Origin of the sequence: Microbacterium sp. B35-30 (assembly GCF_010634855.1) — a bacterium.
GTDB lineage: Bacteria > Actinomycetota > Actinomycetes > Actinomycetales > Microbacteriaceae > Microbacterium.
Genome location: NZ_MWLQ01000018.1, coordinates 155,172 through 177,129 on the forward strand (window position 1 = coordinate 155,172; position 21,958 = coordinate 177,129).

The 21,958-nt window shown below is 72.1% G+C and carries 23 protein-coding genes; 9 read left to right on the forward strand and 14 right to left on the reverse strand.

The features are described from left to right. Nucleotides 1-33 precede the first annotated feature (33 nt). Nucleotides 34-2,193 (forward strand): alpha/beta fold hydrolase, encoded by a 2,160-nt coding sequence (locus tag B2K11_RS10740; protein ID WP_163618273.1) that lies wholly within the window; start codon nt 34-36, stop codon nt 2,191-2,193. A gap of 144 nt (nt 2,194-2,337) precedes the next feature. Here B2K11_RS10740 and B2K11_RS10745 read toward each other — a convergent pair whose 3' ends face one another. The 7 genes from B2K11_RS10745 to B2K11_RS10775 all read right to left on the reverse strand — a co-directional run bounded on the left by B2K11_RS10745 (nt 2,338) and on the right by B2K11_RS10775 (nt 7,659). Beyond that, the gene (locus B2K11_RS10745) at nt 2,338-3,120 is read right to left on the reverse strand and encodes a siderophore-interacting protein (protein WP_163618274.1); all 783 of its coding nucleotides are present in this window, start codon (nt 3,118-3,120) and stop codon (nt 2,338-2,340) included. A gap of 40 nt (nt 3,121-3,160) precedes the next feature. Further along, nucleotides 3,161-3,913, reverse strand: coding sequence for an ATP-binding cassette domain-containing protein (locus tag B2K11_RS10750; RefSeq protein ID WP_163618275.1), 753 nt, complete (start codon nt 3,911-3,913; stop codon nt 3,161-3,163). Continuing rightward, a complete protein-coding gene (locus tag B2K11_RS10755) occupies nt 3,913-4,905 on the reverse strand; it encodes an iron chelate uptake ABC transporter family permease subunit (protein WP_163618276.1) in 993 nt (330 codons plus the stop codon). Before B2K11_RS10755 ends, B2K11_RS10750 begins: the two co-directional genes overlap by 1 nt. Further along, nucleotides 4,902-5,894, reverse strand: a complete 993-nt coding sequence (locus B2K11_RS10760; protein WP_239525943.1) for an iron chelate uptake ABC transporter family permease subunit — start codon at nt 5,892-5,894, stop codon at nt 4,902-4,904. The genes B2K11_RS10755 and B2K11_RS10760 overlap by 4 nt, the downstream gene beginning before the upstream one ends. 41 nt (nt 5,895-5,935) lie before the next feature. Continuing rightward, entirely contained in the window at nt 5,936-6,970 is a 1,035-nt protein-coding gene (locus tag B2K11_RS10765) for an ABC transporter substrate-binding protein (protein WP_163618277.1), read from the reverse strand. Between the two features lie 105 nt (nt 6,971-7,075). Beyond that, entirely contained in the window at nt 7,076-7,261 is a 186-nt protein-coding gene (locus B2K11_RS10770; protein ID WP_163618278.1) for a DUF1918 domain-containing protein, read from the reverse strand. Between the two features lie 173 nt (nt 7,262-7,434). Further along, the gene (locus B2K11_RS10775) at nt 7,435-7,659 is read right to left on the reverse strand and encodes a hypothetical protein (RefSeq protein WP_159842119.1); all 225 of its coding nucleotides are present in this window, start codon (nt 7,657-7,659) and stop codon (nt 7,435-7,437) included. A gap of 98 nt (nt 7,660-7,757) precedes the next feature. On the opposite strand from B2K11_RS10775, the gene B2K11_RS10780 reads away from it, so the two are divergent. Continuing rightward, on the forward strand, nt 7,758-8,675 hold the full coding sequence (locus B2K11_RS10780; RefSeq protein WP_163618279.1) for an aldo/keto reductase: 918 nt from the start codon (nt 7,758-7,760) through the stop codon (nt 8,673-8,675). Between the two features lie 11 nt (nt 8,676-8,686). Here the strand turns inward: B2K11_RS10780 and B2K11_RS10785 are convergent, their stop codons facing one another. The 3 genes from B2K11_RS10785 to B2K11_RS10795 form a co-directional block, all read right to left on the reverse strand. Continuing rightward, nucleotides 8,687-9,103, reverse strand: a complete 417-nt coding sequence (locus B2K11_RS10785) for a VOC family protein (RefSeq protein WP_163618280.1) — start codon at nt 9,101-9,103, stop codon at nt 8,687-8,689. Between the two features lie 148 nt (nt 9,104-9,251). Beyond that, nucleotides 9,252-10,265: a DNA-3-methyladenine glycosylase 2 family protein gene (locus B2K11_RS10790; protein ID WP_204260084.1), complete on the reverse strand. Its 1,014-nt coding sequence runs from the start codon at nt 10,263-10,265 to the stop codon at nt 9,252-9,254. A gap of 51 nt (nt 10,266-10,316) precedes the next feature. Further along, nucleotides 10,317-11,072 carry a winged helix-turn-helix domain-containing protein gene (locus tag B2K11_RS10795; protein WP_163618281.1) on the reverse strand — a complete coding sequence of 252 codons (756 nt, stop codon included), beginning with the start codon at nt 11,070-11,072 and terminating at the stop codon, nt 10,317-10,319. A 586-nt stretch (nt 11,073-11,658) separates the two neighbouring features. Here B2K11_RS10795 and B2K11_RS10800 point away from each other — a divergent pair. From B2K11_RS10800 to B2K11_RS10815, 4 genes are all read left to right on the forward strand, one after another. Continuing rightward, nucleotides 11,659-11,952: a GNAT family N-acetyltransferase gene (locus B2K11_RS10800; protein ID WP_163618282.1), complete on the forward strand. Its 294-nt coding sequence runs from the start codon at nt 11,659-11,661 to the stop codon at nt 11,950-11,952. Between the two features lie 113 nt (nt 11,953-12,065). After that, the gene (locus B2K11_RS10805; protein ID WP_163618283.1) at nt 12,066-12,305 is read left to right on the forward strand and encodes a hypothetical protein; all 240 of its coding nucleotides are present in this window, start codon (nt 12,066-12,068) and stop codon (nt 12,303-12,305) included. A 1-nt stretch (nt 12,306) separates the two neighbouring features. Next, nucleotides 12,307-13,005, forward strand: a complete 699-nt coding sequence (locus B2K11_RS10810; protein WP_163618284.1) for a hypothetical protein — start codon at nt 12,307-12,309, stop codon at nt 13,003-13,005. Between the two features lie 56 nt (nt 13,006-13,061). Further along, complete coding sequence (locus B2K11_RS10815; protein WP_204260091.1) at nt 13,062-13,508, forward strand: DUF1622 domain-containing protein; 447 nt, start codon at nt 13,062-13,064, stop codon at nt 13,506-13,508. Between the two features lie 4 nt (nt 13,509-13,512). On the opposite strand, the gene B2K11_RS10820 is transcribed toward B2K11_RS10815, so the two are convergent. From B2K11_RS10820 to B2K11_RS10830, 3 genes are all read right to left on the reverse strand, one after another. After that, nucleotides 13,513-13,728, reverse strand: a complete 216-nt coding sequence (locus tag B2K11_RS10820; RefSeq protein ID WP_163618286.1) for a hypothetical protein — start codon at nt 13,726-13,728, stop codon at nt 13,513-13,515. Nucleotides 13,729-13,838: 110 nt separating this feature from the next. Next, nucleotides 13,839-14,570: an alpha/beta hydrolase gene (locus B2K11_RS10825; RefSeq protein WP_163618287.1), complete on the reverse strand. Its 732-nt coding sequence runs from the start codon at nt 14,568-14,570 to the stop codon at nt 13,839-13,841. A gap of 3 nt (nt 14,571-14,573) precedes the next feature. Beyond that, nucleotides 14,574-15,134, reverse strand: coding sequence for a hypothetical protein (locus B2K11_RS10830; protein ID WP_163618288.1), 561 nt, complete (start codon nt 15,132-15,134; stop codon nt 14,574-14,576). A gap of 119 nt (nt 15,135-15,253) precedes the next feature. Between B2K11_RS10830 and B2K11_RS10835 the strand changes: the two genes are divergently transcribed. Beyond that, a complete protein-coding gene (locus B2K11_RS10835) occupies nt 15,254-16,474 on the forward strand; it encodes an exonuclease SbcCD subunit D (RefSeq protein ID WP_163618289.1) in 1,221 nt (406 codons plus the stop codon). Beyond that, on the forward strand, nt 16,471-19,479 hold the full coding sequence (locus B2K11_RS10840) for an SMC family ATPase (protein WP_163618290.1): 3,009 nt from the start codon (nt 16,471-16,473) through the stop codon (nt 19,477-19,479). Before B2K11_RS10835 ends, B2K11_RS10840 begins: the two co-directional genes overlap by 4 nt. Before the next feature lie 39 nt (nt 19,480-19,518). On the opposite strand, the gene B2K11_RS10845 is transcribed toward B2K11_RS10840, so the two are convergent. Continuing rightward, nucleotides 19,519-20,076 carry a nucleoside phosphorylase gene (locus B2K11_RS10845; RefSeq protein ID WP_163618291.1) on the reverse strand — a complete coding sequence of 186 codons (558 nt, stop codon included), beginning with the start codon at nt 20,074-20,076 and terminating at the stop codon, nt 19,519-19,521. Between the two features lie 249 nt (nt 20,077-20,325). Between B2K11_RS10845 and B2K11_RS10850 the strand changes: the two genes are divergently transcribed. Next, nucleotides 20,326-21,864 carry an MFS transporter gene (locus B2K11_RS10850; RefSeq protein WP_163618292.1) on the forward strand — a complete coding sequence of 513 codons (1,539 nt, stop codon included), beginning with the start codon at nt 20,326-20,328 and terminating at the stop codon, nt 21,862-21,864. The last annotated feature ends 94 nt before the right edge of the window (nt 21,865-21,958 follow it).

Below are 21,958 nucleotides of genomic sequence, written 5' to 3' on the forward strand. Positions count from 1 at the left end.
GTACCGACCCCGCGGGTCGATTAGCGTGGATCCATGGCGACGCCCACCGACTCCACGCCCTTCGACTCGCTGACCGACTACATCGCGCTTCCCCGTGTGGAGGCGCTCGCCCTCTCTCCCGACGGGCGCACCGCCGTGCTCACGGTGGCGGCGCTCAAGAAGGACGGCACCGGCTACGAGCGGGCACTGTGGGCGGTGCCCGCGACCGGCGGGGGGACGCCGCGCCGGCTGACGCGGTCGGCCAAGGGCGAGGCGGGTGCCGCGTTCACCGCGAGTGGCGACATCCTGTTCGTGTCGGCGCGGCCCGACTCCGAGGGTGAAGCCGACGACGAGTCCGGCCAGCTGTGGCTGCTTCCGGCGGCCGGCGGCGAAGCCCGCCCGGTGACGCGACTGGCAGGCGGCGTCGACGCCATCGCGGCGACCGCCGAGGCCTCGGACCGCGTCGTGATCTCGGCCTCCCTCCTTCCCTGTGGCGACACGCTCGAGAGCGAGGCGGCGCTGCGCGCGAAGCGCAAGGAGAAGAAGGTGTCGGCCATCCTGCACGACACCTACCCGGTGCGCTTCTGGGACCACGACCTCGGACCGGCCGAGCCGCACCTGCTGTCGATCGACGTCGACGCCCTCGAGGACACCATCGCCGCCCTGGTCGACGAAGCAGCCGCCGAAGTCGCGGCTGCGCAGGAAGAGGCCGCGCAGGATGCCGCACCCGGCGCGGACGTCGACGCTGCGGCATCCGCCACCGAAGACAAGCCGTACCCGGCCACGCTGCCCCGTCCGCGCGACCTCACTCCGAGGCCGGGTCGCTCAGCCGACCACGCCGAAGCGGCGCTCACCCCCGACGGCGCGACGCTGATCGCATCCATCGAGCAGCGCGAGCAGCGCGCGGGCCGCCGCGTCATCGTGGCGATCGACACCGCCACCGGCGAGCGCACGATCCTGTTCGACGAGGTCGACGTCGACTACGAGATGCCGGCTGTGAGCCACGACGGTACGCGCCTCGCGTACCTGCGCACGGTCAAGAGCACTCCCGCCGCCCCCACCGATTACGAGGTGTGGGTGGCCGACATCGACGGTGGCGGCGCCCGGCGCATCGTCGCCGATTGGGATCGCTGGGCGTCGTCGCTGGCGTTCGCCGCCGACGACTCGGCACTCATCGCCACCGCCGACGACGACGGCCGCGGACCCGTGTTCCGGCTCCCGCTGGACGGCGGCACAGCCGTGCGGCTCACGGACGACGATTTCGCGTACTCCGGCGTCGCAGTCGACCGCACGACGGGCGACCTCGTCGCGCTGCGCTCGTCGTGGGTCGTGCCGCCGCATCCTGTCCGCATCTCCCTGGACGGCACCACGACTCCGCTCGCGACGCCCGCGGCGAGCCCCACCGCACCCGGCTCGATCACCGAGGTCGAGGCGACCGCCGAGGACGGCGCCCGCGTGCGCGGCTGGCTGCTGCTGCCCGACGGAGCGTCGGCCGATGCGCCGGCACCGCTGCTGCTCTGGATCCACGGCGGTCCGCTCAACAGCTGGAACGCCTGGAGCTGGCGCTGGGCGCCGCTGCTCGCCGTCGCCCGAGGCTACGCCGTCCTGCTGCCGGATCCGGGGCTCTCCACCGGCTACGGCCTGGACTTCATCGCGCGCGGCTGGAACAGCTGGGGCGACAAGCCCTACACGGACCTGCTCGCGATCACCGACGCCGTCGAGGCCCGCGACGACATCGACCAGACCCGCACGGCGGCGATGGGCGGCTCGTTCGGCGGCTACATGGCCAACTGGGTCGCGGGGCACACCGACCGCTTCCGGGCGATCGTGACGCACGCGAGCCTGTGGGCCCTCGACCAGTTCGCCGGCACCACCGACAGCTCCGAGTACTGGCAGCGGATCTTCACGCCCGAGGCGATGATCGAGCACTCGCCGCACCGGTTCGTGCGCGACATCCGCACCCCGCTCCTCGTCGTGCACGGCGACAAGGACTACCGCGTGCCGATCGGGGAGGGGCTGCGACTGTGGTCGGAGCTCGCCGAACACCACGCCGACGAAGGGGGGCGCATGCCGCACCGCTTCCTGTACTTCCCCGACGAGAACCATTGGGTGCTCAAGCCTCAGCACGCCGTCATCTGGTACGAGACGGTGTTCGCGTTCCTCGCCGAGCATGTGCGCGGCGAGGAGTTCGAGCGGCCCGAGCTCCTGGGCTGACGTGCTTCGTCCCCGCCCGAGCCGGAGTTTCCGGTGCGAAAAGACGGGCCGGTGACGGATGCCGCCGCGCGGCGTGTCGGGTGACCGACCCGTCTTTTCGCAACGGGGAGTGGGCCGGGTCTGCAGGGGAAGAGGCGCGCCGGCTCAGTGCGGGGCGTGATACTCGGTCTCGCCGCGCTTCCAATAGCCCTTCACGATCACGTGCTCGGCGCTGAGGCCCCACCGGTCCAGCAGCAGCGCACGACCGGGCTTCACGATCGACTGCTCGGCCGCGACGAACCCGAACACCGCGCCGGCCGGGCGGTCGTCGGAGCCGAGGGCGTCCAGCCGCGCCGCGAGCGCTGCACCGGCCGGAGCATCGTCGCGGTGCACCTGCTCGACCACGACGCCCGCCGGAGCGTCGATCGCGAGCTCGTGCGCGGCATCCGTCACCTCCACCAGGATGCGCCCGACGGCGTCGGCATCCATCGCGCCGGCGAAGCGGCGCATCGCCGGCACGGCCGTCTCGTCGCCGGCGAGGAACCACGCGTCGGGGCGGCCCGTGAGCACCTTCGAACCCCGCGGACCGCCCACCCCGGCGAGCGCGCCGAGCGGCGCGGTCGCCGCCCAGGCCGCCGCGACCCCCGCCGTGCCCGCCGCAGGATCGCCGTGGATGGCGAACTCGAGCTCGAGCCAGCCCTCGCCCCATGCCAGCGGTGTGTATTCGCGGCTCGGAGCTGCGCGCAGCTCTTCGACGGACTGCGGGTCGCCGTCGGGGAAGAAGATCCGGAGGTGGTCGTCGGCGCCGAGCGAGGCGAATCCGGCGAGCTCATCGCCCTGCAGGCGCACGCGCACGTACGAGGGGGTGAGCCACTCCCGCGCGGCGAGGGTCACACGGCGGAAGCGCAGCTCGAGGCCGGTGGGCTCGAGCGAGAAGGCGGAGGTCATGGGTTCTCTCTTTCGGTGGCAGTGGGTATGGGCGCTCGGGTCATTCCCAGAGCACGATGGGGCGGCCGGCGATGTCGACCACGCGTGCCGGAGTGTCGTACAGCGCGGCGAGGCGCTCCTCGGTGACGACCTCGGCCACGGTTCCGTGGTGCACGACGCGGCCGGCCCGCATCGCGACGATGTCGTCGGAGTACTGCGCGGCGACGTTGATGTCGTGCAGTACGACGACCACGGTCATCCCGCGCTCATCGGCGAGGCGGCGCACGAGCTTCATGAGCGCCACGCCGTGGCGTGGGTCGAGGTTGTTGAGCGGCTCGTCGAGGAGCAGATGGTCGGTGTCCTGCGCGAGCGCCATGGCGACGAACGCGCGCTGGCGCTGACCGCCCGACAGCTCGTCGAGGAAGCGCCCCCGCACCTCGTCGAGGTCGAGCAGCTCGATCGCGTCGTCGACGTGGGCACGGTCGTCGGGGGTGCGCCCCGAGCCGCCGTGCGGAAAGCGTCCGTACGCGACGAGGTCCTCGACGCTGAGCCGGATCGCGAGGTGATTGTCCTGACGCAGGATCGCCAGGCGCCGCGCGAGGTCGCGCGACTTCGTGGCGGTCACGTCCAGGCCGTCCACCGTGATGACGCCGCCGTCGGTGCCGACGAGGCGCCCGACGGCGGCGAGCAGCGTCGACTTGCCGGCGCCGTTCGGGCCGATGATGGCGGTGACGCCGGGTCGGATGTCGATCGACACGTCGTCGACGGCGACCAGCGCGCCGTGGCGTTTGACCACCGAGTCGGTGCGGATCATCAGCGGGCCCTTCCGGTGAGAACGAGGACGATGAAGAACAGCCCGCCGACGAACTCGATCACAACCGGGAGTTCGGTGCCGAAGCCGAGCAGACGGGACAGGATCAGCTGGCCGCCGACCACTGCGATCACGCCGATGGCGATGGCGGCGGGCACGCTGCGCAGGTGACGGTGGCCGACCGCGCCGTACGCCAGGTTCGCGACGATCAGACCGAAGAAGGTCACCGGGCCGACCAGTGCGGTGGATGCCGCCACCATCGCCGCGATCGCCACGATCACGTGCATCACCACGCGGCGGTGCGGGACGCCGAGCGAGATCGCGGTGCTCTCGCCGAGCGACAGCACGTCCAGCTCGCGACGGATCGGCCAGAGCGAGGCCAGCGCCACGATCACGAGGACGCCGGTGGGCAGCAGCAGCTCCCGATCCACCGACGTGAAGCTCGCGAACGTCAGATCCTGCAGGATCGCGAACGTGTCTGGGTCGAGCAGGCGCTGCAGGAACCCGGTGACCGAGCGGAACAGCACGCCGAGCACCAGCCCGGCGAGCACGATCACGTGCAGGTCGAGGCGGCGTCGCAGGAACAGCCACCAGTACAGCAGCACGATCGAGCCCCCCATCAGCACGAGCTCGACCAGCCACGACGCGAGCGGTGGCGCCGACACCAGCAGCGCCGGCCCGATCGCGAACGCGACGAGGGTCTGGATCGCGAGGAACACGGCGTCGAAGCCCATGATGCCGGGCGTCAGGATCCGGTTGGCCGTGATCGTCTGGAAGAGGACGGTGGATGCCCCCACCGCCGCCGCGGCGATCACCATGCCCGCGATGGTGCGGGTGCGCAGGCCCAGCGCGTACTCCCACTTGCCCGGCAGGTCGGTGAAGAGGAACACGAGCACGATCGCGGCCGCGAGCGCCGTGAGCGCCCACAGCGCGCCGGTCGGATGCCGCATGCTCCGGGTCGCGCGGCGGGCGCCGTCGAGGAAGGTGGCGGTCATCGCGTCGCCTCCTGACGCGCCGGGGTGCGCGGGCGGCGTTGAGCCGCGGCATCCACCGGCTTCGCCGTCCCCAGCAGCAGCCAGAGGAAGACGACGCCGCCCAGCACTCCCATCACGATCGAGATCGGGAGCTCGAACGGAAAGCGCACGACGCGCCCGATGATGTCGCAGAGCAGGACGATCGCCGCGCCCAGCAGCGCGACCAGCGGGACCGCGCGCCGCATGTTGTCGCCGATGAGGCGGCTGACGATGTTCGGCGCGATCAACCCCAGGAACGGCAGGGCGCCGGTGACGACCATCAGGATGCCGGTGACCAGCGCGATGATCGTGACCCCGACGCCCATCACCGCACGGGTGTCCAGGCCGAGGCCGCGCGCGGCGTCGTCGCCGAGTCCGGCCACCGTGAAGCGGTCCGCGGCGATCCAAGCCACCAGCGCTGCGGCCGCCGCGAGGTAGAGGATCTCGTACCGGCCCCGGAGGATGCTCGAGAAGTCGCCGATGCCCCAGCTGAGCAGCTCCTGCAGCATGTTCGAGCGATAGGCCACGAACGTGGTGACGGCTCCGATCACGCCGCCGTAGAGGATGCCGACGATGGGCACGAGCACGCTCGAGCGCGACGGGATGCGGCGGGCCAGAGCCAGGAAGCCGAACACGCCGACCAGCGCGCCGATGGTGGCGAAGATCGCCTTGCCCCAGATCGGGAGACCGGGAACCGACATGAGCACGGCCAACAGCGCCAGGCTCGCGGCATCCGTCGCCCCTGTCGTCCCGGGCTCGACGAACCGGTTGCGCACCAGCAGCTGCATGATGAGGCCGGTGATGGCGAAGGCGGCGCCGGCGAGCACGAGAGCGACGGTGCGCGGGATGCGGCTGGCGAAGAGGATGAATCCGTCGAGTTCGGCGACGCCGATGAACAGCGAGATCGTCGCGAGGGCGGCCACCGTGGCCACCCCCGCGACGATCCAGAGCGTGGGGGAGATGCGGGTCAAGACTCCGCGCTCCCCACTCGGACTTCGTGCGGCACGACGGCTCAGCCGGCGATGGCCTCGTGCACCGAGGTGAGCACGTTCTCGATGGCGGTCAGGCCGTTGATGACGATGTAGAGCTCGCTGGCGGGCAGGTAGACGAGGTGATCGTCCTGCGCGGCGGTCGTCTGTGCCACGAGCTCGTTGTCGAGGGTCTCTTCGGCGCTGGAGCCCTCGCCGGTGGCGGCGCCACGGTCGAACGCGAAGATCCAGTCGGGGTTCGCGGTGAGGATGAACTCGTTCGTCACGGTGTCGCCGTGGGGCGAGCCCTCGGCGCCCGGAAGCTCCGCGGCGACGACCGCCGGGGTCCAGCCGAGCTCGTCGAAGAAGTAGCCGAAGCGCGAGCCCTCGCCGAACGCGCCGACCTCGCCGCCCGAGACGGACAGGACGAGGGCGGTGCCCTCGGCGTCGGACTCGATGGTGGAGACGAGCTCCTCGATGCCGGCGGTGAGCTCGGCGACCTCGTCCTCCTTGCCGAAGATCTCGCCCAGCTGCGCGGCCCGCTCGAGGCCGGCGCTCGGGTCGAAGGTACCGGCGTACGCGCCCGTCAGGTCGATCGTCGTGGCGATCTCGGACAGCTCGTCGTACTGGCCCGTGCTGCGCGCGGCGGTCACGATGAGTTCGGGCTCGAGCTCGGCGACGGCCTCGAAGTCGGGCTCGAAGAGCGTGCCGACCTTCGGCAGATCGGCGTACTCCGAGAGGTAGTCGGGGAGCACCGCGTCGGGGATGCCGACTACGGCCTCGCCGGCGCCGATCGCGTCGAGCGTGTCGAGCGTGGCGATGTCGAAGGTGACGACCGAGGCGGGGTTCGCCTCGACCTCGACGGCCTCGCGGTCGACCTCGGTGTCCTCCTGGTACGACGACTCGCCGTCCCGCTCGACCAGCACCAGGGTGGGCTTGGCGTTCTCGACGACGACGGTCGCCGACTCCGCAGCCGCGGCGGGTTCTTCGGTCGCGGAAGGCGACGAACAGGCGGTGAGGGCGAGAGCGGTGACGCTCAGAGCGGCGGCGGGCAGAAGCAGGCGCGATCTCTTGTGCATGTAGGTAAGGCTATCCTAAGCAGGAGATCGTCTGATTTTGATAGAGTCCGCATCCGCGACGCCGGCACCCGGAAACTCGGGACACGCGTCGTCCTCGGCCGTCCGTCAGGACGCGTGCCGGACTTCGCAGTCGCTTCCGGGGGACAGGATCGCCTCGTGCCCGTCGTCGTAGCGCACCACGAGCAGCGGATTCTCCCCGCTGCCGCGCACCTCGATCACCTCGCCCGAACGCTCTGCCGCTCCTACGATGCGGCCGTGGATGACCACGCGGTCGCCGACATTCGCCTGCATGCGGACCACCTCCTGGCGCACACGATACGACGCTCGGGCCGCGATGGGTAGGGAGTCCGTGAAGCGGATCGGACCGGTCGCGGAGGCGCGGCGTATCGTGCCTCCGGCGAGAGCAGCGCGCCTTCGGCGGTGCTGGGTGCGCGCCTTCGGTGGCTAGCGCTGCTTCGGCGGGGCTAGAGCTGGGCGCCGTCGTCGTCGCGGTTCTCCAGGCCCACGCTGCGCCCTCGCCACGACTCGTAGGCCATGAGCCAGCCGATCGATACCGCGGCGGCGAGCACGACGCCCAGCAGCACATTGCCCCAGATCAGCCCGAACACGATCCCCAGTGTGAACATCAGGGCCGTTCCGAGCGCCCAGCCCGAGTGGCCGCGGGTCCAGCCCTTCCGCGTGGTGGTCATGCCGAAAGCCTAGGGGCGCGATCGTGGCCGGGGGCGCATCTGCGCTCCCGGCTCTGGATAGGTTGGAGGTCGACGATCCCGCACACGGAACGGAAGCCATGACCCTGAACGTCAGCCCGATCACCCTCGGCACCTCCGGCCTCGGCCGTAACACGGTCCCGGGCTCCCCCGAAGAGGACGCCGCCGTCGCCTTCGCGGAGCAGCTCTTCGCCACCACGCACGCCTTCCTCGACACCTCGAACAACTATGCGGGCGGTCGCTCGGAGGCGGTGCTGGGACTCGCGATCGCACGCATCGGGACGGATGCCGCGACCCGCGTCATCTCGAAGGTCGACGCCGATCCCGACACGGGCGCGTTCGACCGCGACCGCGTGCTGCGCTCGTTCGACGAGACCGTGACGCGCCTCGGCGTCGATCGCCTGCCGCTGCTGCACCTCCACGATCCCTACACGGTGACCTTCGACGAGGCGATCGGCCGTGGCGGCGCCGTCGAGGGGCTCATCGAGCTGCGCGAGTCGGGCAGGGTCGATGCCATCGGCGTCGCGGCGGGACCGGTCGGGCTCATGGCCCGCTACGTCGGAACGGGCCTCTTCGACGCCGTGCTGGTGCACAACCGCTTCACGGTCGTCGACAGCTCCGCCGCGCCGGTGTTCGCCGACGCCCGTGAGCGCGGGATGACGGTGTTCAACGCGGCACCGTTCGGCGCCGGCATCCTCGCCACCGGTCCACGCGAGGGTGCGATGTACGGCTATCGCCCCGCGACGCCTGAGCTGCAGGAGTGGGTCTCGCGGCTGGAACGCGTCTGCGCGTCGTTCGGCGTGACGCTGCCGGCCGTCGCACTGAAGTTCTCGCTGCGATCGCCGCTCGTCGACTCGACGGTGGTAGGACTGTCGTCGGCGCCGCGCCTCGCGCAGCTCGAACAGCTCGCCGCGACGCCGATTCCTGACGACCTCTGGACGGAGCTCGAAGCCCTCGGCCCGGCGCCGACGACCATCGATGACAGCGAATACGCCTGACCGACGGGATCTCAGGGCTGCGTCGCGTTGACCGCGACCATCCAGTCGATGCCGTAACGGTCGGTGAGCATGCCGAACCGGCCGCCCCACGGGGGAGTGTCGAACGGCATCGTGACGGTGCCGCCGTCGGCCAGCTTGTCCCAGAACCCCTGCAGTGCCGCCTCGTCGTCGCCGCTCACCGACACCGAGATGCCCGCCGGCTTCTCGTACGGCATGCCCGTCGGGGTGTCGGCCCCCATGAGCGTGAACCCGTCCGGGGTCTCCAGCTGGGCGTGCATCACGAGGTCGTTCTCGGCTGGATCCTGCACCATGCCCTCGTACTGGCCGAAGGTGTCGATCGTGAGATCGCCGCCGAACACGGACTGGTAGAACGTCATCGCCTCGCGGGCTTCGTTCTTGAAAGACAGGTACGGGTTGAGGCTGGGCATGTCGAACTCCTGGATCTGGTCGATGGATGCCGCGCCCGGCCGCGTGGCGGGTCCCAGTGTCGTCCGGGCCTCCGACATCCGCAAGGGACGCCGGATGACGCGGCGTCGAACATCCGGAGGCGCCTCTGCGGCCTCCGGATCCGGCGACTCAGCGGTCGCGGTGATCCTCGGGGTGCAGGCGCGGTCCACGGCGGGGCTCTCGCACGCCGCTCGCTCCGATCAGCCTGATCACCCGCTGCCGCTGGCCCGGCCAATCTGCCAGGAGCCGCAGCATCCCATCGTCGTCGACGCGGTGGCCGGTGAGCGCGTAGCCGACCTCATGGGCGACGTGATAGTCGCCGACGCTCACGGCGTCGGGGTCGCCCAGCGCCCGGATGCGGGTCTCGGCAGAGGTCCAGGGGCCGATGCCGTGCTGGCTCACGAGCACGCGATCGACGGCCTCGCCATCTTCGGCGGCGAGGACGGTGCGTACGATCGCGTCGCCGCGGCGGGCCGCGCGCACGATGGTCTTCGACTGCGGCGGCTCCAGCCCGGCGCGGTGCCAGACCCAGGACGGCACGTGCTGCCATCCGTCGATGGTCGGCGGCGCGAACATGGGCGCCGGCGTCGGCCCGGGGGCACGCTCGCCGCACCAGGTGACGACGCGCCGCCACGCGGCGAACGCCTGCACGCCGGTGACCTTCTGCTCGAAGATCGCGCTCACCAGCGCGTCGAAGACGAGTCCGGTGCGCGACAGGCGCAGTCCGGGATTGCGGTGGTGGGCGTCGGCGATGAGGGGATGCCGTGTCGCATCGAACCCTTCGGCGTCGTCCTCCGCGCCGCACAGTGCGGGCAGCTGCGCGAGCGCCCACTCGCGTCCCGGTCCCCAGGCTGCGGCGCGGATGACGCCCGGGTGCGTCTCGCGGATCGCTAGCGTGGCGACGCCCGCCGGCGTCCGGCTCACCCGCCAGATCACGGCGCCCGAGACGGCCATCGTGGGGTCGCCAGCGCCGCGGCGCTGGTACAGCACCGTGCGGCGCAGGTCGAGCGGGTGCCGCGGCCGGTACTCCGTCTCGAGGGGCCGACCCGGATCGGGGCGGGGGTCGCGGGGGCGGTGCTGTCGGTGCGACGCAGGCGCCTCGGCATCCCCGGTGCGGGGAATGCGCGAGAGCGACGTGGTCATGCGGCCCACCCTACGCCTCGGCCTCCGACATCCCTGCCGGACCGGCGGCGCTCAGAAGCGGTCGGGCGACGGGGTGCCGTGGCCGTAGCGGATCACGACGTCGGCGTGGCGGTCGAAGCGGTAGCCGACGCCGCGCACCGTGCGCACGATGTCTTCGTAGCGGCCGAGCTTGGCGCGCAGACGCCGCACGTGCACGTCGATGGTGCGCTCGCCCGGGGCGTCGTCGTCGGTGGTGCCCTGCCAGAGGGAGGTGACGAGCTCGGTGCGCTCGATCGTGCGGCCCTCGCGGAGCACGAGGTACTGCAGCAGCTCGAACTCCTTGAAGGTGAACGCCGCCGACTCGCCGTCGATGAGCACGCGCTTGCGCGAGATGTCGACGACCACGCCGCCGGCCGACGGGTCTTCGTCCTCCGGCTCCTCCTGCTTGGTGCGGGCGACCGCAGAAGGCTCGTGGAGGGCGAGGCGCACGACGTCGACATCGCGTCCGCCGGCGCCGACCGGCGCGAGGGCGACGGTGGCGTACGTCTCGGCGGAGGGTGCGAGCTCGGCGATCGTGCGGCGCAGCGCGTCGACGAGCACACCGAGGCTCACACCGGACGCGGCCGCCTTCGCCTCGTCGAGGCCGACGTAGAGGGCGAAGCCGCGCGGCGCGGTGCCGGCGGGGAGAGCACGAGAGGCGGCCTGCGGGGCCTCGGCGGCCGGCGCGGCGGCCGGGGCGTCGGATGCCTCGGCGACGGCCGGGTGGTTCACGGCGCGGAGGTGGCGGACGGCGGTGGTGGGACGGTCGAGGAGAGCGGTGGTCGACATGATGATGGTCCTTGCGGGAGGAACCCGGAGAGCTGAGCCGGGTTGGATGTGCTGCGGCCCGGATCGTCGGAGGCGATGAGGCCGTCGGCCGATGAAGGCCTGTGCCCGACGGTGGGCGATGTGCGAAGCGGATCCGGGTGCGCGTGATCGACGCACGAAACCGGTGCTTCGGGGGACTCCGTGCGATCCGTTTTCAGAAGCGGAGGAGGAGTCCGACGGGGGTCACCGTGCTAGTGGCACATTCGACAACACATGGCAACGCGACCGGCCATCATCATGCCGGCAGTCCTGTTCGCCTCCCGGGCGGACAGATACAGCGCGTTGTCAGTCATGTGGCCGATTATGACGGACTTTGTCGGAAAACGTCAAATCGCACGGATGCAGAGCCCCGATCGTTTCGGAATGTGACAGATTGCTCACTCCGCGGCGCGGAGGTCTCAGCCCCCGGGCCGATCGCGCGGTCGACGCGTGGCACGTGGGGGTCGACAGGCCTCCGCCTGAGGGCCAGCAGGGCGCCGCCTGAGCGTTTTCCGCGACATGGCGAGCGGCTGATCCCGATGGCGGAGGGCGGGCGTAGCCTGTGCGGGTGACCGAGCTGCGCTTCACCAAAGAGACGGACGCGTCGCGCTACACGCTGCACCGGGGCGATGACCTCGTGAGTGTGCTCGACTACCGCGACGACGGACGCACCGTGGCCATGACACGCGCCTACACCGTGCCCACGTTCCGCGGGCACGGCTATGCCGGCGAGCTCGTCGGCCGTGCCGTCCAAGAGATCGAGCAGACCGGCGATCGCGAGGTCGTGCCGGTGTGCTGGTACGTCGCGGACTGGTTCGAGGAGAACCCCCGCCACCGCGGCATCCTGCGCGCCCGCTCCTGACGCGATCGGCCGCTCCCGGCCGATCGCCCTTCGGGCATCGTCCATCCCTTGTCAAGCCCATGCCGCCGGGCACCCCGCCCGGCGAAGCTGGGGGAAGACGAGAGGAGTCCGCGATGGATCGCGATCGGTCGAACGACCAGGAACTTCCCGAAGGCGTCATCAATGCCGCTCCAGCCGGTGGCTGGGAGGGCGTCGACGATCAGGAGTCCCGCGAGCGCAGCGCCGCGATGACGGATGCCGAGCTGCTGACGGATGCCGCGCTGCAGCCGGACGACCCGGTGGAGGGGGAGGCGGCCCGGCAGGGCGCCGACCCCGACCTTGCGACCGACGGCGGACGAGGAGAGGAACCCTGAGATGAGCACGACAGGTAACGAGTACGAGCAGCCGGGAGTGAACTACCCGGATCGGGAGGACGCCGGCGGCGCGACCGAGACGCCGGGCGACGACGACGCCGTTCGCGACCAGCAGACCGACACCGCTCCGGCGATGGGCGAGCCGGGGCCCGACGCCCAGCCGGCTCGGGCGTGGACCGAGTCGTCAGGGCAGGAGACCGCCGGACAGACGCCGACCGCATCGGGCACGGGCGCCGCTTCGAACGCGGCGGGCCAGGAGCAGTCGGCGGCCGGGCAGGCTGGAGGAGCAGCGGCCGCCGGACCCTCCGAAGGAGCGCTGAGCGGCGAGCCGAGCCACGAGGCCGTCGGGATCGGGGTCGTCGACGACGCAGATCACCACGGCAGTGACGCCGGCCGCGACACCCTCACCGTGAGCGAGGCTCAGCGTACGCCGGGCGCGCTCGGAACCGAGCAGGAGCAGCGGCTGCCGGCGATGGCACAGAACAACGCGTCCGAGGTCGACAAGGTCGCGGGCATCGTCGTGCAGACGCGCTCCGACGTCGGCGGCGAGCCACTGGAACGCATCGCCGAGGTGCTGCGCCAGCGCCTCACCCAGGCGGGCGTCGAGCTTCCCGAGCACGACATCGAAGAGCTGGCGCGCCAGGTCTCGACCGGTGACGCGGACGGACCTGCCGACTCCGGACGCGGGCCGTCGGCCTGACACCGCGATTCCCGCACTGTCGCGCACGCGCCCGGCCCTAGGCTGGGCGCGTGCGCATGGAGGAGCTGTTCACCGCCGTCGCCGTCGGATTCGAGGCGGTCGGCGCCGCGGCGATGATCGCGGGATTCCTGATCGCGCTCGTTCTCGGTGCCCGCTCGCTCGCACGTCATGAGGGCGGGCAGGCGGCCTTCACCGTCCTGCGCACGACGCTCGGCGCGGCGATCCTGCTCGGGCTCGAGGTGCTGGTCGCCGCCGACCTGATTCGCACCATCACCTCCAAGCCCTCGCTCGAAGACGCCGCGATCCTCGGACTGATCGTCCTGATCCGCACCGTCCTGTCGATCTCGATCCAGATCGAGATCGAGGGCACGCTCCCGTGGCGTCGCGCGCTGCTGCGCAGCGGCGGTCAGATGATCGGCGACGCCGTGGCTCGCGATCGCGAGGCCGGGCGGCAGGCGCCCGCCGCGCGCGGATCCGTGGACCCGGACCCGCGCGTCGGCTAGGACCCTAAGCGACCGCGCACACCGTGGTGCGCTCGTCGGCCGTGTGCAGGCCGATCGGCCGCGGCCAGGCGACCTGTGCGGGGCGCGGGGCACGGACTGTCGGCATCCGCTCCGAAGCGGCGATCTTCCGCTCCCGAATGGCCGTGAGGAGTGCGTGCTCGCGCTCCCGCGTCCAGGTGTCGTGGCGGTACTGCTGTTCGGCGGCGTATACAGCGAACATGGTTTCCTCCGTTGGTTCCGACAGAGAGAACCTACGCGGGGGGTCCGACATTGCCGGGTCACGTCCGGATGGCAGGAATCCGTCGCAGAGCGGCGGTCTCGCGCCGGGTGTCAGCCCGCTCCGGCGAACGTGCGGATGAGGCGGGCGGCGGGCGCGGCATCCCGGATCATCGTCTCGTGGCCGTGCCCCGGCACCTCCGCCAGCCGTCCGTCGGGCATGGTCTCGGCGATGCGGAGGCACCATTCCCGCGGAGCCACCAGGTCGTCCTCGCCCCGCAGCACCAGCGCCGGCACGCGGGCCTGGGCGAGGACGTCCTCGGGGCGGTGTGCGAGCATGGCGCGGAACTTCGCGCGGATCCGGGGACCCGCATGGACGTACTCCCGCGCACCCGCAGCGATCACACGGGGACTCTCGACGGCGATGTCGCGGAGCAGCCGCCACAGCTGCCGCGGGGCCGTGCGGGCGGCGGGATCGACGGTCGGCCCGACGAGGACGATGCGGTCGACGACGGACGGATGCCGCACCCCGATCTCGAGCGCGATCTGCGCTCCCATCGAATGCCCGACCACGACGGCGGGAACGCCGACCCGCTCCCGTAGATAGGCGGCCACGAGATCGGCCATCCGCTCGATCGTGAGCACCCGGGCGGGCTCGGGCGCCTCGCCGTAGCCGGGAAGGTCGAGGGCGATGACCTCGCCGTCGCCCAGGTGGCGGGTGAGATCGGCGAAGACGGTGCGGCCCATTCCGATGCCGTGCACGAGCACGTACACGCAGCGCCCGGACCCTCGGCGCTCGGCGATCATCGTCGCGCCGGCGTGCGCGAACTCCTCCACCTCCGGCATCGGTCAGGCGGCGCCCGGCTGATCGCGCAGACCCACCCGATCGGGGATGTCGAAATGCACGCGGGGGAGCCACGCCGAAGGCTCCGGCCACGGCCGCGACGCGGGAAGGGCGCGCAGCCGCGCCCGCAGCGCCGAGCCGGACGCCTCCACCGGCAGCACGCGAGACGGGGCGTGGTGCGCCAGGGCGCCCAGCCACCAGTGCCGCCAGGTGCCCTCGATCGCCTCGGGCCCCGCCACGACGTAGTAGTCCGGCATGACCGCCTCGCCGGTCTCGAACAGCGACAGCAGAGCGTCGACCTCGGTCTCGAGCGAGCCGAGGGTGCAGCGCTCCTCGTACAGCTCCACCCACGCTGCGGCGACGTGCTCGAGCGGATCGGCGTCGTGCACCACGTAAGGCGTCGACACGGAAGACACCAGGTGCGCGGCGACGGCGGGCTGGGCCTCGCGCAGCGACAGTGCGACGAGTGCCGGAACGTCGGCGAGGCCGGTCAGCAGTTCTTCGCTGCCTGCTCCCACGAGGGCCACCACGGTCGATCGGGGAGCGGTGTCTGCGTTGTGCGCCATGTTCCACGATACGTCCGGAGCCGCCGCCGCGGGTGGGCGCCTCGCCGGGGTCGCTTCGGGGTGGGCCGTCTGCGGCCTGCCTCGGCGGGGATGTCCGGGGCGGAACGTACCGTGTGAGCATGCGGATCCTGCACACCTCGGACTGGCACATCGGGCGGTCGTTCCACGGCCACGCCACGCTCGATGCGCTGCGCGGCGTGCTCGAAGCCCTCGTCGCGCAGGTGCGAGAGCATCGCGTCGAGCTCGTGATCGTCGCGGGCGACGTGTTCGACTCGGCGACGCCTGCCGCCGGGGCCTACACGCTCCTCTCCGAGACGCTGCGCGGTCTCGCCGACGCCGGCGCGACGGTCGTCGTCACGAGCGGCAACCATGACTCGGCCGCACGACTCGGCTTCCAGTCGGCGCTCCTGCGCGACGGCGTGCACGTGGTCACCGATCCGGCCACCATCGGCACGCCGATCACGGTCCACGACGAGCACGGTCCGGTCCACGTGTACGGCATCCCGTATCTCGAGCCGGTGCTGCTGCGCAGCACCTGGCCCGGAGTGCGCACGCAGGCCGATGTGCTGGCCCGCGCGATGCAGTTGATCCGCACGGATGCCGTTGCCCGCGGGGGCCGGTCCATCGCTGTCGCGCACTGCTTCGCGGCGGGGGTCGAGCCGACGCCCCACCTCGAGCGCGACATCCAGCAGGGCGGGCTCGACGTCGTGCCGCTGTCGACATTCGACGGCGTCGACTACGTCGCGCTCGGTCACATCCATGGGCGCCAGCGGCTCTCACCGCGCGTGCGATACGCCGGAGCACCGCTGCACTACAGCTTCGACGAGGGGCACAAGCCGCGCGGGTCGTGGCTCGTCGAACTCGGTGCAGACGGGCTCGTGCAGGAGGGCCAGGGGAGCGAGGGCGCCGTCCTCGGCACGCCGGGGAACCCTGCGGAAGGCGCTGTGGAGGGCACCGCGGAGTGGCTGCCGTTGCCGGTGCCCCGGAGGCTCGTGACGCTCACGGCGACGCTCGACGAGCTGCTCGCCGACGAGCGCTTCGCCGGCCACGCCGGCGACTGGGTGCGCGCCGAATACACCGACCCGCTGCCGCAGCGGGATCCGATGCGCCGGCTGCTCGCGCGGTTCCCTCACTGCGCCGAAGTCCGCCACGCGCCGACGACGCCGCGTGCGGACGACGCACGCACCTATGCGCAGCGCGTGCGCACTGCTCGCAACGAGGCCGAGCTGGTCGACGCGTTCCTCACGCATGTCCGTGAGGGCGAGGGGGCATCGGCCCGGGAGGCCGAGATCGTCGGCGAACTGCTGGACGAGCGCATCCGGGTGGAGGCGAAGGCGTGAGGCTGCACCGCCTCGAGCTCACCGGGTTCGGGCCCTTCCGCGAGCGCCAGAGCGTCGACTTCGAGGCGTTCGAGGGCGACGGCATCTTCCTCATCTCCGGACGCACCGGTGCCGGCAAGTCGAGCATCCTCGACGGCGTCTGTTTCGCGCTGTACGGCAGCGTGCCCCGCTACGAGTCGGGCGACAAGAGGCTCCGCAGCGACCATTGCGAGCCCGGAGACCCGACCGAGGTGCGCCTGGAGTTCACGGTCGGCGACCGGCGCTGGCGGGTCACCCGTGCACCGGAGTACCTGCGGCCGTCCCTCCGGGGCGCGGGACTCACCACCGAGCCGACCCGGGCCGAGCTCGAGGAGCTCGTCGACGGCGCCTGGGTCGGGCGCGCGGGCAAGCCTCGCGACGTCGGCCTGTTGCTGGACGACGTGCTCGGCCTCAACGCCCAGCAGTTCCAGCAGGTGATCCTGCTCGCCCAGAACCGGTTCTCGCGCTTCCTGCTCGCCTCGGGCACCGAACGCCAGTCGCTGCTGCGGGCGCTCTTCGGAACGCGGCGCTACGAGGAGTACGCGCGGGAGCTGGGCGAGCGCAGCAAGGCCGCGCAGCACGAACTCGACGCGCTGGGCGAGCGGGCGCGCACGCTGCTGGAGCAGGCGGAGCGCCTCATCGCGACCCATGAGCCGCCGGTCGACGATGGGGATGACGCGGCGCCGACTTTGGACCTGGCGGCACGCCGTGCCGCGGTGGACCTGGGCGCGCAGCGCGCCGCGTACCGCCTCGACACGCTCGCGCGTGAGCGGGCCGCCGCAGACGACGCGCGGGCAGCGGCCGAAGCCGCACACGCCGACCGGGTGGCCCTGGCGAAGGCGCAGGCCGAGCTCGGCCGGGCACGCGAGCGCCTCACGACCCTCGAGGCGGCCACCGCCGAGATCGCTGACGATCGGCGGCGGCTGCAGCATGCACGGTCGGCGGAGGTGCTGCGGGCTCCTTTGGAGGCGGCGCTGAACGCGGACCACCTGGCGGCGTCCAGCGCATCCGCGGCCGCTGATGCGGATGCCGCGTGGAAGCGGCTGGCGGCCGGCAGCGACGACGAGCTCACCGCCGACCTGTCCCAGGTGGTCGAACGTCTCACCGGGGAGCTCGCCGTGTGGACCGCTGCGCTCGCGCACGAGACGGCGCTCGTGGAAGGCGAGGAGCGGGTCAGGGATGCCTGCGCCGAGGCCGTGCGGCTCGAGACCGACATCGTCGCGCTCGACGCCCACCGTGCCGAGGTGCCGGCAGAGCTCGCGCGCCTCGACGCGGAGCTCGAGGCCGAGCGGGAAGCCGCCGCCCGTCGTGACCCGGCGCGCGTGCGGCACGACGAGACGTCGAACCGGCTGGCGGCCGCCGTCGAGGCCGAGCGGCTGAAAGCCGCGCAGCGCGACGCCGAGATCGCCCATCGCGATGCATCCGCAACCGCCGCTGCGGCGGCGGTGGCCGTCGCCCGGTTGCTGCAGCGCCGTCTGGACGGGTATGCGGGCGAGCTCGCGACGACGCTCGTCGACGGCGAGCCCTGCGCCGTCTGCGGCGCGACCGAACACCCCGCGCCTGCGGAGCCTGCCGACGATCCGGTGACCGACGACATGCTCGCCGCCGCCGAGGCGGAGCGCGACACGACGGCCGCCCGCGAGCGCACCGCCGCCGACGTGGCGAAGGCGGCGCGGGAGCGGCATGCCGACGCGGCCGCTCGCGCCGGCGGACAGCCGGTCGAGGCGCTGCGCGCGCAGCTGGCCACCGCGGCCGACGAGCTCGCCGCCGCAGAGCGCGCGGTGGGTCGCCGCGACGCGCTCGCGGCCCGTCACGCCGAGCTCGCCGCGCTCGACGCCGAGGCGGAGGCGTCGCGCGCGGACCTCGTGGACCTCCTCGCCGCCGCGCGTACGCGGATCGCCGCGCTGACCGCGAGCGTCGACGGCGCGCGCCGGGCGGTGGACGCCGCTCGCGGCGACCACGCGAGCGTGGCCGAGCGGGTGGCGCAGGCGACGGCCGTTCGCGACGCCGCCCGAGTCGCAGCCGACGCGCGCGCCGACGCCGAGCGGGCTGCGACACGAGCCGCACAAGCGCGGGCCGACGCGGACGAGCGGATCGTGGCATCCGTCTTCGATGACGCCGCAGCGGCGATGGTCGCCCTCTTGGGACCCGCTGAGACGGAGGCGCTGGCGGAGAAGATCGCGGCCCACGACACCCGGCTCGCGGCGACGCGGGCGCGGGTGCTCGAGCTCGAGCTCGAACTGGCGGGTGCGCCGGACGAACCGGTCGACACCGTCGCATCGCGGGGTGCGCTCGACGCCGCCGACGCTGCGCGCACAGCGGCGCTCCGCGCCGAGCGCGACGCGCACAGCGTCGTCGAGCGCCTGCGCGACCTGGGCCTGCAGATCGACGAGGCCTACGCCGGTGTGGCGGCACGGGCCGCCGACGCCGCAGCCATCACGCGGCTCGCAGACACCGTCGCGGGCCGAGCGCCCAACACGATGAAGATGGACCTCGAGACCTTCGTGCTCGCCGCCGAGCTCGAAGAGATCGTCGCGGCGGCCAACCTTCGCCTGAGCGAGATGTCGTCGGGACGCTACCTGCTGCAGCACACCGATGCGCGCGCCGCGCGCGGGGCGGCGTCGGGACTCGGCCTCGAGATCATGGACGCCTTCACCGGCCAGGCGCGTCCCGCCCAGTCGCTGTCGGGCGGCGAGACCTTCCTGGCCTCGCTCGCCCTGGCGCTCGGACTCGCCGAGGTGGTCACGGCCCGGGCCGGCGGCATCCGTCTCGACACGCTGTTCGTCGACGAAGGATTCGGCTCCCTCGACGAGGAGACGCTCGACCTGGCCATGCGCACGCTCGATGAGCTTCGCCAGGGAGGACGCATGGTCGGCGTCATCAGCCATGTCGCCGCGATGAAGGAGCAGCTGCCCGCGCAGCTCGCCGTCGAAGCCACACCCCAGGGCCCGAGCGTCATCACCCAGGACGACGTCGCCCGCGTGTGACCTCGCTCCGCTCCGCCGCGGCGGGCCGGACCAGTCGGATCAGACGCCGTAATCCGCGCGGACGCGGTCGCGCAGCTGGTGGCTGCACGCCGTCACCGTGGCGTGCCAGTCGGTGATCGCACCGTCCTGCGCGCGATCCGACACCGCCTTCAGCACACGGATCGGCACCTCGAACCGCTGTGCGACCCAGATGTAGGCGTACGTCTCCATGTCGACCAGGCCCGCGCCGAGGGGCCGGATCACCGCGACGGCCTCGGCATCGTCGACGAAGTGATCGCCGGTCGCGATCGTCACGCCCTCCGCGCCGAGCTCGACGAGGGGCGGCAGTGAGACATGCTGGCCGACGATGCCGTCGATGTCGGTGACGTCGTGCTGCAGCGCCGCAGCGATCTCGTACACGTCGGCGTCGAGCCGGGCGTCGATCGCGCCGGCGGTGCCGACCACCACGATCTCGTCGTACGCGGTGGCATCGAGCGCCCGCGTCAATGCGTAGGTGGCCTGCAGCTTGCCGGGGCCGGTGACGAGCCGGTCGAAACCGGGCAGGTCATCGGGAAAGGCCACGAGTTCGGAGGCGAGGGCGGCGACGAGGAGTCTCACCGTCCCATCATGTCCCGCTTTCTTGGGAGCATGTCCCGGAAAGGAGTGCTGAGGGCGCCGCCGGCGAGCGAAATCGGGACACGGATGCCGCGGCCGAGCCACGGGGACACGGATGCCGCGGCCGAGCCACGGGGACACGGATGCCGCGGCCGAGCCACCGGGACGCGGATGCCGCGGCCGACATACCCGGACACGGCCGCCGCCCGCCGCCCCCGCGCCGCGCGGGGGATCAGGGCTAGCCTGAACGAGATGCCTGAGTCCCCGTCGCGATCATCGAAGACCACGAGCACGGCCCGCGCCGTGCCGGCCACCACCGCCGTCATCCCCATCTCGCCGGCCGCGCGCTGGCGGGCGTTCTGGGTCTGCGTCTCGGTGGCGGCGATCACGATCCTCGACATGACGAAGGTGAACGTCGCCCTGCCGTCGATCGGCGAGGTGCTCGGGGCGAGCTCGACGCAGCTCCAGCTGATCGTGTCGGGGTTCGTGCTCACCTTCGGACTCGTGCTCGTGCCCATGGGACGCCTCGGCGACCAGCGCTCGCGCCGCACCCTGTTCATCGTCGGACTGTCGCTGTACACGATCACCAGCGTGATCTGCGCCCTCGCGCCCACGGCGACCGTGCTGCTCGTCGGCAGGCTGCTGCAGGGCGTGGCCGCCGGCATCCAGATGCCGCAGGTGCTCGGCATGGCGCAGGAGCTGTTCCAGGGCAGGGAGCGCGCCCGCGCCTTCGGTCTGTTCGGCGCGACGATCGGCGTCGCGACCGCCTTCGGCCCGACCCTGGGCGGCCTCCTCATCGCCCTCGGCGGCCCGACGGACGGGTGGCGGCTCATCTTCTGGATGAACGTGCCCCTCTGTCTCGCCGCCATCGGCCTCGCGCTCTGGTTGCTGCCCGATACACGCACGAGGTCGCAGCGCCGCGTGCAGCTCGACCCCGTCGGGGTGCTGCTGTTCGGCGCCAGCGTCGTCTCGCTGATGTGGCCGTTCCTGTTCACGACGGGCGCACCGACCGACAACCCCGCGCGGTGGTGGCTGCTCGTCGCGTTCGCCCTGTTCGTCTCCGCGTTCGTCGCTTGGGAACGTCACTATGCGGCGCGCGGGCGCAGTCCGCTCATCCCGCTCAAGCTGTTCCGCATCGCGTCGTATCGCAACGGCACGCTCCTGCAGACGGCGTACTTCACCGCGGCGCCCGCGCTGTTCCTCGTGACGACCCTGTTCCTGCAGATCGGCCTGGGCCTCGAACCCGTGTACGCGGGGATGGTCTCCATCGGCTTCGCCCTCGCGAGCGCCGTGACGTCGTGGGTCGGCGGCAACCTGGTGAGCAGCCACGGCCGTGTCGTGGTGGTGTGGGGGCTCGTCGGCATGCTCGCCTGCGTCGGCGGCCTCATGCTCGCGGCGCTGTATGCCCCGCCCGCGTGGACCCCCTACCTCATGGCGGCGATCATGACCGTCGGCGGCGCCGGCGGCGGCCTGGTGATCGCCCCGAACCAGACCCTCACACTCGCCGAGATCCCGGTCAAGCGGGGCGGCGTCGCAGGCTCCGTCGGCCAGCTCGGCCAGCGCATCGGCGCGGCCGTGGGCACCGCGGTCGCACTGTCGCTGTTCTACTCGGCCATCTATCGCGAGTCCGGCACGCACGACGAGCTGGTCGTGTACCACGACGCGTACGCGTTCGGGATGCTGTCGGTCGCGCTCTTCCTCGCCCTCGCGTTCGTCGTGTCGATCGTCGACCTGACGGCGCGCCGCAAGGTCGGGGAGCGCGCGTCGGCCACCGACTCCCCGGTGCCCTGACCGTCGCTTCAGCTGTCACGACGCACGGTGACGTCGCGCCCGATGCCGCGTGTCGTGACCCCGAGCGCTGAGCCCGCGGTCGTTGGGTCGCTTC